This window comes from Telluria aromaticivorans (assembly GCF_013003915.1).
Lineage (GTDB): Bacteria > Pseudomonadota > Gammaproteobacteria > Burkholderiales > Burkholderiaceae_D > Telluria > Telluria aromaticivorans.
This window is the reverse complement of record NZ_JABAIV010000004.1, coordinates 150,230-164,291: the sequence shown is the minus strand read 5'-3', so window position 1 is coordinate 164,291 and position 14,062 is coordinate 150,230. Positions and strand designations below refer to the sequence as shown.

Annotated in this window: 11 protein-coding genes; 10 read left to right on the top strand and 1 reads right to left on the bottom strand. The window is 65.0% G+C overall.

Annotated features, from left to right (window positions below; genetic code table 11):
- Positions 1 to 59: 59 nt before the first annotated feature.
- The 5 genes from rpsD to HGB41_RS13320 all read left to right on the top strand — a co-directional run bounded on the left by rpsD (position 60) and on the right by HGB41_RS13320 (position 5,434).
- Positions 60 to 683, top strand: a complete 624-nt coding sequence (gene rpsD / locus HGB41_RS13340; RefSeq protein WP_091877227.1) for a 30S ribosomal protein S4 — start codon at positions 60 to 62, stop codon at positions 681 to 683.
- A 288-nt stretch (positions 684 to 971) separates the two neighbouring features.
- Positions 972 to 1,949 (top strand): DNA-directed RNA polymerase subunit alpha, encoded by a 978-nt coding sequence (locus HGB41_RS13335; RefSeq protein WP_171085163.1) that lies wholly within the window; start codon positions 972 to 974, stop codon positions 1,947 to 1,949.
- 181 nt (positions 1,950 to 2,130) lie between these two features.
- On the top strand, positions 2,131 to 2,526 hold the full coding sequence (gene rplQ, locus HGB41_RS13330) for a 50S ribosomal protein L17 (RefSeq protein WP_171085161.1): 396 nt from the start codon (positions 2,131 to 2,133) through the stop codon (positions 2,524 to 2,526).
- A gap of 133 nt (positions 2,527 to 2,659) precedes the next feature.
- Complete coding sequence (gene dsbD, locus HGB41_RS13325; RefSeq protein WP_171085159.1) at positions 2,660 to 4,531, top strand: protein-disulfide reductase DsbD; 1,872 nt, start codon at positions 2,660 to 2,662, stop codon at positions 4,529 to 4,531.
- A gap of 159 nt (positions 4,532 to 4,690) precedes the next feature.
- Complete coding sequence (locus HGB41_RS13320; protein ID WP_171085155.1) at positions 4,691 to 5,434, top strand: PEP-CTERM sorting domain-containing protein; 744 nt, start codon at positions 4,691 to 4,693, stop codon at positions 5,432 to 5,434.
- Between the two features lie 91 nt (positions 5,435 to 5,525).
- On the opposite strand, the gene HGB41_RS13315 is transcribed toward HGB41_RS13320, so the two are convergent.
- Complete coding sequence (locus tag HGB41_RS13315) at positions 5,526 to 6,110, bottom strand: Spy/CpxP family protein refolding chaperone (RefSeq protein ID WP_171085153.1); 585 nt, start codon at positions 6,108 to 6,110, stop codon at positions 5,526 to 5,528.
- A 203-nt stretch (positions 6,111 to 6,313) separates the two neighbouring features.
- Between HGB41_RS13315 and HGB41_RS13310 the strand changes: the two genes are divergently transcribed.
- From HGB41_RS13310 to HGB41_RS13290, 5 genes are all read left to right on the top strand, one after another.
- Positions 6,314 to 7,042: a response regulator gene (locus tag HGB41_RS13310; RefSeq protein WP_171085151.1), complete on the top strand. Its 729-nt coding sequence runs from the start codon at positions 6,314 to 6,316 to the stop codon at positions 7,040 to 7,042.
- Positions 7,039 to 8,400: an ATP-binding protein gene (locus HGB41_RS13305; protein WP_171085149.1), complete on the top strand. Its 1,362-nt coding sequence runs from the start codon at positions 7,039 to 7,041 to the stop codon at positions 8,398 to 8,400. Before HGB41_RS13310 ends, HGB41_RS13305 begins: the two co-directional genes overlap by 4 nt.
- Before the next feature lie 180 nt (positions 8,401 to 8,580).
- The gene (locus HGB41_RS13300; RefSeq protein WP_171085147.1) at positions 8,581 to 9,789 is read left to right on the top strand and encodes an efflux RND transporter periplasmic adaptor subunit; all 1,209 of its coding nucleotides are present in this window, start codon (positions 8,581 to 8,583) and stop codon (positions 9,787 to 9,789) included.
- Positions 9,786 to 12,938 (top strand): efflux RND transporter permease subunit, encoded by a 3,153-nt coding sequence (locus HGB41_RS13295; protein WP_171085145.1) that lies wholly within the window; start codon positions 9,786 to 9,788, stop codon positions 12,936 to 12,938. Before HGB41_RS13300 ends, HGB41_RS13295 begins: the two co-directional genes overlap by 4 nt.
- A gap of 205 nt (positions 12,939 to 13,143) precedes the next feature.
- Entirely contained in the window at positions 13,144 to 14,049 is a 906-nt protein-coding gene (locus HGB41_RS13290) for a hypothetical protein (RefSeq protein WP_171085142.1), read from the top strand.
- Positions 14,050 to 14,062 lie beyond the last annotated feature (13 nt).

The window sequence follows — 14,062 nt, the reverse complement described above, 5'->3', positions numbered from 1 at the left end:
ACTAGCGCCTGGATGCGAAAGCATCGCTGGGGCGTGATTATTCATAAAAGGTAACTAACGTGGCACGTTATATCGGACCAAAAGCAAAACTGTCGCGCCGTGAAGGCACTGACCTGTTCCTGAAGAGCGCACGTCGCTCGCTCGATTCGAAGTGCAAACTGGACATCAAGCCAGGCCAGCACGGCGTCAAGTCGGGTGCCCGCACCTCGGACTACGGCAACCAGCTGCGTGAAAAGCAGAAGGTCAAGCGCATGTACGGCATCCTGGAACGTCAGTTCCGCCGCTACTTCGCCGACGCATCGCGTAAAAAAGGCAACACCGGCGAAACCCTGCTGAAGCTGCTGGAAGCGCGTCTCGACAACGTCGCTTACCGCATGGGCTTCGGCTCGACCCGCGCTGAAGCGCGCCAGCTGGTGAGCCACAAGGCTTTCACCGTGAATGGCCAGGTCGTGAACATCGCTTCGTACCAGGTCAAGACCGGCGACGTGATCGCTGTGCGCGAAAAGGCCAAGAAGCAGGTGCGTATCGCTGAAGCCCTGTCGCTGGCTGAACAAGTCGGCATGCCGAGCTGGGTGTCGGTCGACAGCAAGAAGATGGAAGGGACCTTCCGTTCGTTCCCAGAACGTAACGAAATCGCTGCTGACGTCAACGAAGCGCTGATCGTCGAACTGTACTCGCGTTAATTGACGACCTCGGGGACGGCTTGCCGTCCCCATGTCGTCACCCCGGCGGAGGCCGGGGCCCAAGTTTGCTGGCTTCGCCGCGAACTTGGATCCCGGCCTGCGCCGGGATGACGGGAGTGGTAGTGCGGGAGCAGCAACCTCGGGTTGGCACCGCACCGGATTCAAAGTCCTGCCTCTTCCGTCATCTCAGAATTCGTCTCACCGCCTGCTCGTCGAGCAGGCGCTTTATTTATTAATGCCATCAGCCTTATCGGTGTAACGAACCGAGGGTATTGAAAAGGACATTTCATGCAAAACAGTCTGTTGAAGCCACGTATCATCGACGTCGAAGCACTCGGCGCCGGCCACGCGAAAGTCGTGATGGAGCCGTTCGAACGTGGTTATGGCCACACCCTGGGCAACGCGCTGCGCCGCGTGCTGCTGTCGTCGATGACCGGCTACGCGCCGACCGAAGTGACGATCGCGGGTGTCGTGCACGAATACTCGTCGCTGGATGGCGTGCAGGAAGACGTCGTCGACCTGCTGCTGAACCTGAAGGGTGTCGTCTTCAAGGTCCACAACCGTGACTCCGTGACGCTGACCCTGAAGAAGGAAGGCGAAGGCGCCGTCCTGGCTTCGGACATCGACCTGCCGCATGACGTGGAACTGATCAACCCGGATCACGTGATCGCTCACCTGACCGCCGGTGGCAAGCTGGACATGCAGATCAAGGTCGAAAAAGGCCGCGGCTATGTGCCGGGCAACGTCCGCCGCCTGTCGGAAGACACCAACAAGACCATCGGCCGCATCATCCTGGACGCGTCGTTCTCGCCAGTGCGCCGCGTGTCGTACGCAGTGGAATCGGCACGTGTCGAACAGCGTACCGACCTGGACAAGCTGATCATCAACATCGAGACCAACGGCGTCATCACCCCGGAAGAAGCGATCCGCCAGTCGGCACGCGTCCTGGTGGACCAGCTGAACGTGTTCGCTGCCCTGGAAGGCACCGAAGCCGCCGCCGAAGCGCCATCGCGCGCTCCGCTGGTCGATCCGATCCTGCTGCGTCCAGTCGACGACCTCGAGCTGACGGTGCGTTCGGCAAACTGCCTGAAAGCAGAGAACATCTACTACATCGGCGACCTGATCCAGCGTTCGGAAAACGAACTGCTCAAGACGCCAAACCTGGGCCGCAAGTCGCTCAACGAAATCAAGGAAGTCCTGGCTTCCCGTGGTCTCACTTTGGGCATGAAGCTCGAGAACTGGCCACCTGCCGGCCTGGAGAAGTAAAAAGTATTCACCCGAAAGTACACACCTACTTTCGGGTGCTAGCAGCCAAAAAGGACTGGCGAAGCCAGATCCTTTTTGGATGACAAAACCGTAGTAATTAACCCTAATAGAACCGGTCCGCGGGCATGCGCAAGCATGAACGATCGAAGAACTGGAATATAAACACTCGAAAGGAACTACCATGCGTCACCGTCACGGCCTTCGCAAGCTGAACCGTACTTCGTCCCACCGCCTGGCAATGCTGCGCAACATGACCGTCTCCCTGCTGCGTCATGAAGCCATCAAAACCACCGTGCCAAAAGCTAAGGAACTGCGCCGCGTTATCGAGCCGATCCTGACCCTGGGCAAGACCGACACCCTGGCAAACAAGCGCCTGGCCTTCGCTCGCCTGCGCGACCGCGAAATGGTCCTGAAGCTGTTCGCTGAACTGGGCCCACGTTACGCCAACCGTAACGGCGGCTACCTGCGCATCCTGAAAATGGGTTTCCGCGTGGGCGACAACGCGCCAATGGCGTATGTCGAACTGATGGACCGTCCGGACGAAACCTCGGTGGAAGACGCTCCAACCGCTGAGTAATCGCTTCTCGCGACGACTGAAAGAACCAGGCCTCGTGCCTGGTTTTTTTTCGTCCCTGCCCGGCGCCGCTGCTGCACGCGGAAGGCGTCCTCGGTGTACCATGCCGGTGCGCTGTAACAACTCATCCGACACCATGCTCCGATCATCCTGTTTCTCCTCACGCAGCCTGCTGCAGGCCTGTGTGCTGTTCCTGGCCTCGCTGTTGCTGTTCACCGCCGCAGGCGCACGTGCCGCCGACAATTTCCTCGATCCGGCCATCGCCTTCCGCTTCGACGCCCGCATGGCGGACCCGAAGACGGTCGAGGTGCGCTACCAGATCGCCGAGGGCTATTACATGTACCGCGAGCGCTTCGCTTTCCGTGCGACTGGCGCCACGCTGGGCGCGCCCGAGATCCCTCCGGGGAAGGTGAAGTACGACGAGACCTTCCAGAAAGACGTCGAGACCCACAAGAATGAGCTGTTGATCCGTATCCCGGTCGAGGGGAGCGGGCCGTTCACCCTGACGGCGATCAGCCAGGGCTGCGCCGACGCCGGGCTGTGCTATCCGCCGCAGGAACATTCGGCCCAACTGGCGGCCGCCGGCGGCACGCCCGCACTACCTGCACTGCCGATTGGCGCCAATGCGCCGCCTGTGTCGACCTCGCCTTTGTCGCCGCAGCCTGCCATGGAGACTGCGCCCGCAAAGCCAGTCGCCGCCCCGGCGGCAGCGCCGGCCACGCTGCCGGCGGCAGCAGCCTCGCAAGCGCCCTCGGACCTGTCCACCATCGCCGCCGTGCTGGGCGGCGGCAGCCTGCTTGCCATCGTGCCGGCTTTCGTTTTGCTCGGCCTGGGCCTGGCCTTCACGCCCTGCGTGCTGCCGATGGTGCCGATCCTGTCCTCGATCATCGTGGGGGAGGGCAAGGAGGTGCCCCGTTCGCGCGGCTTCATCCTGTCGGTGGCCTATTCGCTCGGCATGGCCATCGTCTACACGGCGCTCGGTATCGCGGCCGGCCTGGCCGGCGAGGGTCTCGCGGCGGCGCTGCAGAACCCGTTGGTGCTGGGCAGCTTTGCCCTGCTGATCGTGGCGATGTCGCTGTCGATGTTCGGCTTTTATGAGCTGCAGCTACCTACTTCGCTGCAAAGCCGGCTGGCCTCCGCCTCCGGCCGCCAGTCCGGCGGCAAGCTGGCCGGGGTGTTCGCGATGGGCGCCATCTCCGCGCTGATCGTCGGGCCTTGCGTGGCGGCGCCGCTGGCCGGTGCGCTGGTCTATATCAGCCAGACCCGCGACGTGCTGGTGGGCGGCGCGGCGCTGTTCGCGATGGCGGTCGGGATGAGCATTCCGCTGCTGCTGGTCGGCGTCTCGGCCGGTTCGCTGCTGCCGCGCGCAGGCGCCTGGATGGAATCGGTCAAGCGCCTGTTCGGCGTGCTGATGCTGGCCATGGCCTTGTGGCTGGTGTCGCCGGTGCTGCCGCCCGTGGTGCAGATGCTGGGCTGGGCCGCGCTGCTGCTCGGCTATGGCTTCTATCTGCTGCGCAAGCACCGCCACTGGGCCTCCATGGCGGCGGGCGCCGTCTTCGCGCTGCTGGGCGCCATGCAGCTGGTCGGTGCGGCCAGCGGCGGGCGCGATGCGCTGGCGCCGCTGGCGCACCTGACCGGCGGCGCGCACCAGGAGCTGGTGTTCAAGCGGGTCAAGACCGTGGCGCAGCTGGAATCGGCGCTGGCCTCTACCGGCGGCAAGACGGCGATGCTCGACTTCTACGCGGACTGGTGCGTGTCCTGCAAGGAGATGGAAAAGCTGACCTTCGTGGATCCGGCGGTGCAGGCGAAGCTGGCCAATACGGTGCTGCTGCAGGTGGACGTGACGGCGAATGACGCGGATGACAAGGCGATGCTCAAGCGCTTCGGCTTGTTCGGGCCGCCCGGAATCATCCTGTTCGACGCGCAAGGCAAGGAAATACCGGAAAGCCGTGTGATCGGCTATCAGGATGCGCGCAAATTCCTGGCGTCGCTCGAACGCCTGCGCTAGAAATGAAGCGGCAAGACCTGTCGGAAAACCTTACACCCCCCCACGAGGAATTTTCCAAGGAGGATAAAAATCCTATTGGAAACAAAGGTTTAGTTTCGGCAACAGGTCGTGGCATGGATTGTGCATAACAGAAGGAAACTACTCTTTCTGGGATGAAAAATGAAAAACAGCCTTCTTACCACTCTGCTTGCCGCAGCCGCCATTACTGCAATTGCTCCTGCCGCGCAAGCCGGTGTCATCGTGGCCGGTAACGCCACCACCTACATCACCAGCGCCTTGAATTCGCTCGGTGTGAGCTACACCGTGGGCGGACAGCAAATGCCGGCGACCGTTGCGGCAACCGACACACTGATCCTGTCCTTCGACGGCGGCGGCGCGCCTTACGTCAACTATACCGCCGCCCTCAACGCCGGCGCGGACATCATCGTCATCGGCGGCAGCTGCGACGGCGCGGGCTTCACCGGCTTCATCGGCCAGTACATCAAGAACGATGCGACTTGCAACGGATGGCATATCGCCAATGGCTGGACCACCGCGTCGACAAATAATGCGACCAAGTTCCTGCCTGCAAACTATGTCGCGCAGATGAACACGATCGGCTACCACATGACCCATCTGCAAGCGACCGAGAATACCGTCGTTCTCGGCCGCAACAGCGAAGGCAACAACATCGCCGCCTTCCGTACCTATGACAACGGCGGCTCTTTCCATTACATGGGCATGGACATCGGACGGTATGGTTCGCCAGCCGATACCGCCGCATTCGTAGCGCCTTACATGCGCGGCGCGCTGCTGGCTGCCTCGAATGGCCTGAACAGCGCGGCCATTCCTGAGCCTGGTTCGCTCTCCCTGGTCGGACTGGCATTGGCCGGCCTGCTCGCCGCCCGCCGCAAGCGCGCCTGACAAGACAAGAGGCGGCCCCGGCGCCGCCTCTCAATAACAAGGGCCTGACCGTTCACCCGGCCAGGCCCTTGTTGCATCCAGCGCCGCTGCCTCAGCCGCGCATCATGCCGTGGCCACCATCCCCACCATGATGACGCCCACCACGACGCCCCTGCTTCTGCTCATCGAACACCTTGCGCTGTTCCGGCGTCAGCGCCGAGTACAGGCTGTTCAGTGCCGACAGGCGCGCTTCCATGCGGGCGGTGCGCTGCTTCTGCATGGCGATGCGGCGTTCCAGGCGCTGCGGGGCGGTGAGGCGCTGTTTCTCCTCCAGGCGCTGCTCTTTCGTCAAGCGCTGCGCTGCACGATCGCCTTGTTGCGGCGGCGTCATGCTGGCCACGAAGGCCTGCCACACCGGCTGCTGGGCCGGGGTCAGCTTCAGGGCTTCGTGCAGCTTGGCCTGGCGGGCGGCGCGGTGCTCGAGGCGCTTGGCCTTGAACTCGGCCATCCTGGCCTGGCGCTGTTCCGGGCTCAGCTTGCGGAATTCGGCGCGCTTGGCCTGGCGCTCGTCCTTGCTCACTGCATGGGCGTGGCGGCCGTCGTGCGGCGCCTGGGTCTGCGCCTGCACGCCGATCGAGGCGCCGGCGATACCGAGTGCGGCCAGCACGATCACGATGTTTTTGCCGATGGTCTTCATGTTTATTCCTTGTGTGAGAGTCTGTCAGGTGTGCATCCGGCATCCGGACTGCTCGCTGCACGGTTCCCATGATGGGCGCGAAGTGTAACCGTGGGATTTCCCCTGTCCGGTTCTTTGTATCAATATGTTTCGGCGCTATCGGCATATACAAGCCGATACAAAACGGCTGTCCATCCTTGCCTTGAATGCGGATAATTGAGGTTATGGATAATCCCTCAACGATCTTGATCGTCGACGACGACCGCGACATCCGCACCTTGCTGGCCGACTACCTCGAGTCGAACGGTTACCGTACGCTCGCTGCCCCCGACGGCACTGGCATGTGGAAGTCGCTCGACGAGGCGCGCCCCGACCTGATCGTGCTCGACCTGAACATGCCGGGCGACGACGGGCTGACCCTGTGCCGCAAGCTGCGCGCCACCTCGAGCCTGCCGGTGATCATGCTGACCGCCCGCAACGAGCCGCTCGACCGCATCCTTGGCCTGGAGATGGGGGCCGACGATTACCTCCCTAAACCCTTCGAGCCGCGCGAGCTGCTGGCCCGCATCCGCAGCGTGCTGCGCCGCTCGCATGCGATGCCGTCCAATGCGCCGTCCGAGAACGTGCAGCAGATGCGCTTTTCCGGCTGGACGCTCGACCTCACCGCACGCCACCTGCTCAACCCGCAGGGCGTGGTGATCATGCTGTCGGGCGCCGAGTTCCGCCTGCTGCGCGTGTTCCTGGAACACCCGAACCGCGTGCTCAACCGCGACCAGCTGCTCAACCTCACCCAGGGCCGCGACGCCGACCCTTTTGATCGCTCGATCGACATCCAGATCAGCCGCCTGCGCCAGAAGCTCGGCGAAGACGCGCGCATGCCGCAGATCATCAAGACCGTGCGCAACGGCGGCTATGTGCTGGCCGGCCAGGTGACCGTGGAGCCGCCGGCGTGAAGGCTTTCCTCGGATCGATGACCGGGCGCGTGTTCATCACGCTGCTGCTCGGCATCTTGCTGACCGCAACGCTGACCCAGCTGGTGTCTGACCTGGAGCGCCAGCGCCTCATCGAACAGCAGCGCGACCAGCACCTGCTGGAACGCGCCGAACAACTGGTGATGGCGACCGAGATCGTGCCGACCTCGGCGCGCTCGGTCTACCTGTCGGTGGCCAACCGTCCCGGCCTGCGCCTGGAAGTGGCTGCCCCCCAGCCGCTGGCCGAGCCGCCGACCTGGTTCGCGCGCTCGCTGGCGGCGCGCCTGGGCGACGGCTACCGCATTACCTCGACTGGCCTGCGCCCGGCCTCGTGCGACATGCCGCACCAGCAGACCGTGCTGTACGGCCTGATCCGCACCCAGTGGAAGGGCGCCTGCGAAGCGCTGAACGTGCGCCTGCGCGACGGCGAGGAACTGCGCCTGTCGGTGCTGCCGCCGCGTTCTGCCATCACCGGCCCCGAAACCGATTACCGCACCGTCATCAGCCTGTTCCTGGTCAGCATCGGGGTGCTGGCCTATCTGGTGGCGCGCATGACCACGCGCCCGCTGAAGGTGCTGGCGCGCGCCGCGCAAGACCTCGGCCATGACATCAACCGCGCACCGCTCGCGCTCACCGGCGCCAGCGAAATCCGCCAGGCCAGCGCCGCCTTCAATGCGATGCAGGCGCGGATTCGCCAGTACATCTTCCAGCGCACCCAGATGCTGGCGGCGATCACGCACGACCTGCAGACGCCGTTGACCCGCATGCGCCTGCGCCTGGAAAAAGTGGGCGACGTCGAGCTGCAGGAACGCCTGGTCGGCGACCTGTCGGCGATGCAGGAAATGGTGCGCGAAGGCCTGGTGCTGGCGCGCAGCATGGACACCACCGAGAACATGCACATGCTCGACCTCGACTCGCTGCTCGAAGCCGTGTGCGCCGACGCGGTCGATGCCGGCCAGCAGGTCGAGCTGAAGGGCCATGCCGGCATCGCCATGCTGGGCCGCCCACTGGACCTGCGCCGTTGCCTCGGCAACCTGATCGACAATGCGGTGAAGTACGGCCGCAATGCGCGCGTCTGCGTCGAGCGCATGAACGGCGCGGCGCGCGTGCGCATCCGCGACAGCGGCCCGGGCATCCCGGCCGGGGAGATGGCCAGGGTGTTCGACCCGTTCTACCGCGTGGAAACCTCGCGTTCGCGCGAGTCGGGCGGCACCGGCCTGGGGCTGACGATCGCCCGCAACATCGCCGAGCAGCATGGCGGCAGCATCGCGCTGGCCAACCACCCGGAAGGCGGCCTGGAAGTGACGCTGGTGCTGCCGGAGTACTACCCGAACAAGTAGTAGAAAACGCGTGAACCGGTTTTGCAGAGTGAAGCTGCCGGCAGGGCCTTGCGAAGCAAGCCTGGTTACATAAGCCTGACATACGGGTATGCGAGAATGCAGCGCCGCGTTTCGACGATGGCGCCGGCATACCGGACCACACATGAGAGAAGCCGCAGGGACTGGCGGCAAGGGACGAACATGAACAAGAAAAATATCGGAATCACCGCCACGATCGTGGCCCTCGCCGTTGCCGGCGCCTGGTACATGAACAAGGGCGACGGCGCGCAGGCCGATGGCGCAGGGGGCCCGGGCGGGCCGGGCGGCAAGGGCGGCCAGCCGCCGACCACCGTCAACACCATAGCGCCGCAGCGCCAGGACGTCGGCGTCGAGCTGTCCGCGAACGGCACCGTCACGCCGGTGCGCACGGTCGACCTGCATCCGCAGACCACCGCCACCATCCGCCAGGTGCACATCCGCGAAGGCCAGTTCGTCAAGGAAGGGCAGGTGATGTTCTCGCTGGACGACCGCGCCGACCGCGCCAACGTGGCGCGCGCCGAAGCGCAAGTGGCCCAGAACCGCGCGACCCTGGCCGACCTCGAGCGCCAGTACAAGCGCAGCCAGGAGCTGGCTTCGCAGAAATTCCTCTCCCAGAGCGCGGTCGATTCGCTCAAGAGCCAGGTCGATGCCGCGCGCGCGCTGGTGCAGAGCAACGTGGCCGCCACGCGCGCCAGCCAGGTCAGCGCCAGCTACACCACCATCCGCGCCCCGATGTCGGGCCGGGTCGGCGCCATCGATGTCCACCCGGGCGCGCTGGTGCAGCCCACTACCTCGCTGACCTCGGTCACCCAGCTCGACCCGATCGACGTCTCGTTCAACCTGCCGGAATCGGCGCTGGGTTCGGTGCTGGCCGCGCAGCGCGCCGGCAAGGTGGAAGTGCAGGCCACGGCCGGGGCCGAAGCGAAGCCGGTCACCGGCGAGCTCAGGTTCGTGGACAACGCGGTGGACCCGGCTGCCGGCACCATCCGCGTCAAGGCCCAGTTCCCGAATGCCCAGCAAAACCTGTGGCCGGGCCAATACGTCACCACCCGCGTCACTGTCCAGACCATCCGCGATGCGGTCGTGATCCCGCAGAACGCCATCATCACCGGCACCCAGGGCACCTTCGTCTACGTGGTCGGCGAGGGCAACGAAGCACGCCAGGTCAAGGTGGCGCGCCTGCACGGGTTTGGCGAGTATGCTGCCGTGACCGGCCTTGCCGGCACCGAGAAGGTCATCACCGAAGGCAAGCAGAACCTGCGTCCGGGTGGCAAGGTGCGTCCGGCCGGCGCTCCGGCGGCCGGCGCCAAGCCCCAGGCTGCGCCCGCCGCCGCGGCGGCGTCCGAAGGCAAGAAAGGTGACAAGGCATGAACCTGTCCGAACTGTGTATCCGCCGTCCGGTGATGGTGGTGCTGCTGTCGCTGGCCATGATCCTGGTCGGCGTGCTGGCCTACATGCACATCCCGGTCGCGGCGCTGCCGAGCTATAACACCCCCGTCATCAACGTCAACGCCAACCTCGCGGGCGCCAGCCCGGAGAACATGGCCTCGTCGGTCGCGCTGCCGCTGGAAAAGCAGTTCGCGACCATCGCGGGCATCAAGATGATCAGCTCGACCAGCACCCAGGGCAATACCTCGCTGACGCTCGAGTTCGACGAATCGATCGACGTCAACCAGGCCGCCGTCGACGTGCAGGCCGCGCTGCTGCAGGCCCAGCGCCAGCTGCCGCAGGAGATGACCGACCTGCCGTCCTACCGCAAGATCAACCCCGCCGACGCTCCGGTGCTGTTCATGCACATGACCTCGCCGTCGATGGACCTGTCCGAGCTGAACGACTACGCGGAAAACCTGGTCTCGCCGGCAATCTCGACCCTTCCGGGCATCGCCCAGGTGACGGTTAACGGCGGCAAGCGTTTCGCGGTGCGGGTGCGCGCGCAACACGACCTGATGAGTGCCCGCGACATCTCGATGTCCGAACTGGCCACCGCGCTGCGCTCGGCCAATTCGATCACCCCGCTCGGCATCCTGGACGGCCCGACCCAGAGCCTGACCATCCAGGGCGGCGGCCAGCTGATGCGCGCCGCCGACTTCGCCGGCCTGATCGTCGCCACCCGCGACGGCCTGCCGGTACGCCTGCGCGACATCGCCCAGGTCGAGGACAGCTACCAGTCGGTCAAGGCCATGGGCAGCCTGAACGGCGAACGCTCGATCGTGCTGATGGTCCAGCGCCAGCCCAACGCCAACACCGTGCAGGTGGTCGACTCGGTGCGCGCGCTGATGCCGCGCTTCGAGACCCAGCTGCCGCAATCCATCAAGATCCACCTGGTCAACGACCGTTCGGATTCGATCCGCGAGGCGATCCACGATGTCAACCTGACCCTGGCCGGCACCGTCGTGCTGGTCATCCTGGTGATCTTCCTGTTCCTGCACCGCTTGACCGCCACCTTCATCCCGGCCGTCACCGTGCCGATCTCGCTGCTGGGCGCGCTGTCGCTGCTGTACGCCTTCGGCTACAGCCTCGACAACATCTCGCTGCTCGGCATCACGCTGGCGGTCGGCCTGGTGGTCGACGATGCCATCGTGGTGCTGGAAAATATCGTGCGCCACATGGAGATGGGCAAGAAGCCGATGCAGGCGGCGCTCATCGGCTCGCGCGAGATGGGCTTCACCATCATCTCGATCTCGATCTCGCTGGTCGCGGTATTCATCCCGATCTTCTTCATGCCGGGCGTGATCGGCCTGCTGTTCCGCGAATTCGCCGTGGTCGTCGGCCTGGCCGTGCTGGTGTCGGCCATCGTATCGCTGACCCTGGTGCCGATGCTGTGCTCGCGCCTGATCAAGCACGGCGGCCACGTCGACCCGAAAGACATGTCCTGGGTCGGCCGCCGCTTCGAGGCGATGTTCACGAACGTGCGCGACGGCTATGGCCGCAGCCTCGATATGGCGCTGCGCCACCGTTTCCTGGTGCTGATGCTGGCGCTCGGTACCTTCGTGCTGACCGCCGTGCTCTACATCACAATGCCGAAAGGCTTCTTCCCTGAAGAAGACATCGGCCAGCTGCGCGTGACGGTCGAAGCGTCGGAAGACACGTCCTCGCTGGCGCTGCAGAAGCTGCAGGCACAGGTGGTGGACATCGTGCGCGCCAATCCCCATGTAAAGGACGTCACCTCATTCACCGGCGGCGGCAATAACGGCCGCATGTTCCTGGTGTTGAAGCCGAGAAGCGAGCGTCCGCCCATGCCGGAGGTGGTCGATGCGCTGCGCAAGGCCACGCGCCAGGTCGCCGGGGTGCAGGTCTTCCTGTCGCCGGTGCAGAACCTGCAGCTGGGCGGCCGCCAGTCCAAGAGCCGCTACCAGTACACGCTGCAGAGCGTGTCGGGCGGCGAGATCGGCGGCTGGGCCGAGCAATTCCTCGAGCGCATGCGCAACGACCAGCGTTTCCGCGACGTCACCAGCGACTCGCAGAACAAGGCCCTGCAGGCCACCATCGACATCGACCGCGACAAGGCGGCGCTGCTTGGCGTGGAGATGGCCGACATCCGCACCGTGCTGTATGCCTCGTTCGGCGAGCGCCAGGTCTCGACCATCTACTCCACCGCGGCCAGCTACTACGTCATCCTGGAAGCGGCCCCGAGCGACCGCTACTACGACGAAGCCTTGTCGCGGGTCTCGGTGCGCTCCAAGTCCGGGGCGCTGGTCAGGCTGTCGAGCTTTGCCTCGGTCAAGCGCACGGTCGGCCCGCTGGCGGTCAATCACCAGGGCCAGCTGCAGGCAATCACGCTGTCGTTCAACCTGGCGCCCGAGGTCCCGCTGGGCGACGCCACCGCCGCCATCGAGCAGATGGGTCGCGACATGAAATTGCCGGCCTCGGTCATTACCAACTATGGCGGCGACGCGGCCGTGTTCAAGGACACCCAGTCGAGCCAGCTGATCCTGATCGTCACCGCGCTCCTCGTCATCTACGTGCTGCTGGGCGTTCTGTACGAAAGCTATATCCACCCGCTGACCATCCTGGCCGGCCTGCCGTCGGCGGCAGTGGGGGCGCTGCTGACGCTGTGGATCTTCGACATGGACCTGACCCTGATCGCGATGATCGGCATCCTGATGCTGATCGGCATCGTCAAGAAGAACGCGATCATGATGATCGACTTCGCACTCGACGCCCAGCGTAACGGGGGCATGAAGCCGGCCGATGCAATCCGCGAGGCCTGCATCCTGCGCTTCCGCCCGATTTTAATGACCACGCTGGCGGCGATGATGGGCGCGCTGCCGATCGCGCTGGGCATCGGCGCCGGCGCCGAGCTGCGCCAGCCGCTGGGCCTGGCAGTGGTGGGCGGCCTGATCTTTTCGCAGGTCATCACCCTGTACATCACCCCGGTGATCTACCTCTACCTCGACAAGTACAGCGGCACCGGCCCGATGACGGACCGGCAGCTGGCCAGGCTCGAAGCCATCCATGGGACGCCGCACGACGCCGCACACGACCCCGCGCACGCGCCAGTGCAGAAACGGGCGCATTGAAGGGGGGCGCCAGGCAGGCGGGCTGCCTGGCGGTTTTTCCACCTCTGAAACATCTTGTAACATCCGTCAACGCCGGGGCCGGGTAAGCTGTACGGGCGCCGAGGGTGCAAGAGATGCGCCACTGCCGCAAAACGGTTAGACTGCGGCTCTCGTGCAGCCTTCATTGCCTTGACTCACAGACGCCGTCCCAGGAAACCGTTCGACCTTGCGTGACCATTCCCACATCTACGACGAGCACAGCGACGTGTGCGCCCACTGCGGCCAGACGCTGCCCGGGCGCACCGTGCTCCAGTACGGCCGCCAGGGCCCGAACCGGCCGGCGCTGGCCGCCGCGATCCTGCTGCACCTGCTGCTGGTGGCGGTCTGGCTGTTCCAGCCCGAGCAGGACGAGAAGCAGGCCAAGCCGGCCTCGGGCGACGAGGGCGAGGTCGTTTACGTCGCCCCGCTGAAGCAGCCGTCCAAGCCGGCCCCGCGCGAGCAGGCGCCGACACCGGTGCCGAAGGTCAAGCCGGCGCCGAAGCCGCGCCAGGAGCGCATCGAGATCGCGCGCCTGCCGGACACCATCACCACGCCGCCCGAAGAACCGGTCGAGCAGCCAAAGCCGCAGCCAAAGTTCGACGCCGAGCAGCCGATGGACATGCAGGCCTTCATCGAAGCGCGCCGGCGCCAGCGCGGCGCCACGGTCGGCAGCGACCAGCCGGCCGAGGAAAGCGAAGCCGCCCGCGGCACCCGCAACGCCCTGGCCAACATCGCCGCCATCAACGGCCGCGGCCGCGAAGACCGCAACGAGAGCGGCGGCGTGTTCTCGGTGACGAACAAGACCTTCCACAGCATGGACCTGAAGTTCCGCGGATGGAACCCGAGCTTCAAGCGCCGCTGGCTCACGCACGTGACGGTGGAGCAGGGCAGCGAACCGGACATCGAGATCGCCGTGGTCAAGAAGATGCTCGAGTTGATCCGCAAGGAAAAGACCGGCGATTTCGAGTGGGATTCGCATCGGCTGGGACGCATCGTGAAGTTGAGTGCACGGCCGCAGGATACGGATCAGCTGATGACGTTCTTGTTTAAAGAGATGTTCCCGGAATATAAGCCGCCGCAGCAGTGGCGCTAGTGCAGCGGCTGCC